We start from the raw sequence: 1,674 nt of genomic DNA on the forward strand, positions 1-1,674 counted from the left end.
AGTGGTCCCGCCCGCAAGTTCTTCGGGGGTCAGTGCCCGAGGTAGAGGTTGCAGGCGCAGTCGAGGGCTTCTTGGGGACTACCCGCGGTGAATCCTGTGGGCAGGATCTGGTTTTCGTACTTGCCGCTGCTGGCGAGGTAGAGGCCGAATCCCCAGACCGATGCTGATCCGCCGTAGCGGAGCCGGATCAGGGGCAGCCGGTCGCCGTCGGCCAGCTCGCCTTCGATGTAGGCGAATTGGCCGTGGTAGCGGACGTGCAGGCTGGTCAGCTGGGGCCAGTGTTGTGCGGCGTGTCGACGCAGCCGCTGGGCCAGAGAGGTCTTGGTCGAGTCCGGGATCGCGGGCATGAGGTCATCTTGCCGTTTCCGGTGTGTCGATCATGCTGGGGTGGCGAACTCGGGCAAGGTTGTGCAGTCTCTGCCTGGAAGCTGTTGTGAAAGACCGGTTTTCGTGCCTGTTCCTCGTGCCCGCCAGATCGTGTTGACCGTGTCCGAGCGGCGCCGGCTCGAGAAACTGGCGTACTCCCGCACCGCCGAGAGCGGGTTGGTCGTGCGTGTCCGGATCGTCCTGGATGCCGCTCGCGGCTACTCGAACAACACGATCGCCGCGCGGCAGGGAGTGCATCTGGACACAGTGCGCACCTGGCGGGGCCGATACGCAGACCACGGCCTGGATGGGCTGCAAGACCGGCCGCGTTCGGGCCGGCCACCCCGAGTCACTCCCGTCCAACGTGCCGAGATCAAGGCCCTGGCCTGTCAGTTGCCGGCCGAAACCGGCGTGCCCCTGTCACGGTGGAGCAGCACCGAGTTGGCCACCGAGGCAATCGGCCGGGGCATCACCGCGGCGATCTCGGCCTCGACCATCCGCCGGATCCTGGCCCAGGACGCGCTCAAACCATGGCAGTACCAGTCGTGGGTATTCATCCGCGACCCGCACTTCGCCGCGAAAGCGACCCGAGTACTCGACCTCTACCAGCGGATCTTCGACGGTGTCCCACTCGACGAGAACGAGTATGTGATCTCCTCGGACGAGAAGACTTCGATCCAGGCCCGCTGCCGCTGCCACCCGACCCTGCCACCCGGGACCGCCCGCATGATGCGAGTCAACCACGAATACGGCCGCGGTGGCTCTTTGGCCTACCTGGCTGCCTACGACGTGCACCATGCCCAGGTATTCGGGCACTGCGCGGCCAAGACCGGGATCGTGCCGTTCATGACCCTGGTGGAGAAGGTGATGACCTGCGAGCCCTACGCCTCGGCCGAACGGGTGTTCTGGGTGGTCGACAACGGATCCTCGCACCGCGGCCAAGCTGCAGCCGACCGGCTCACCGCACGGTTTCCCAACGCGGTCCTCGTCCACACCCCAGTCCACGCCTCCTGGCTGAACCAAGTGGAAATCTTCTTCTCCATCGTGCAACGAAAGGTCGTCTCACCCAACGACTTCACCAGCCTTGACCAGATCGAAGACCGACTCACCACCTTCGGGCGCCGCTACAACCAGACCGCCCGGCCCTTCGAATGGAAGTTCACCCAGACCGACCTCGAGAACCTACTGGCCCGGATCGAGCGGCACGAACAGAAAGAGCACTCCCAACAGCCCACCGACCGCACTCACCAGACTGCCGCATCACCGGCAGCCGCGTGAACCCCCGAAGAACTTGCGGGCGGGACCACT

The 1,674-nt window shown here is 65.2% G+C and carries 2 protein-coding genes; one reads left to right on the forward strand and one right to left on the reverse strand.

Annotated elements, in window-relative coordinates:
* Nucleotides 1-29 precede the first annotated feature (29 nt).
* On the reverse strand, nucleotides 30-347 hold the full coding sequence (locus JZ791_RS44050) for a hypothetical protein (RefSeq protein ID WP_216903917.1): 318 nt from the start codon (nucleotides 345-347) through the stop codon (nucleotides 30-32).
* Between the two features lie 139 nt (nucleotides 348-486).
* Here JZ791_RS44050 and JZ791_RS44055 point away from each other — a divergent pair, with 139 nt between their 5' ends.
* Nucleotides 487-1,644, forward strand: a complete 1,158-nt coding sequence (locus JZ791_RS44055; protein WP_308163516.1) for an IS630 family transposase — start codon at nucleotides 487-489, stop codon at nucleotides 1,642-1,644.
* Nucleotides 1,645-1,674 lie beyond the last annotated feature (30 nt).

This window comes from Nocardia alni, from assembly GCF_019038435.1.
In the GTDB taxonomy this organism is placed as follows: Bacteria; Actinomycetota; Actinomycetes; order Mycobacteriales; family Mycobacteriaceae; genus Nocardia; species Nocardia alni.

What these genes read in the sequence shown, in the direction of transcription:
- JZ791_RS44050 (WP_216903917.1), bottom strand. Translation starts at nt 347, where the DNA reads ATGCCCGCGATCCCGGACTCGACCAAGACCTCTCTGGCCCAGCGGCTG.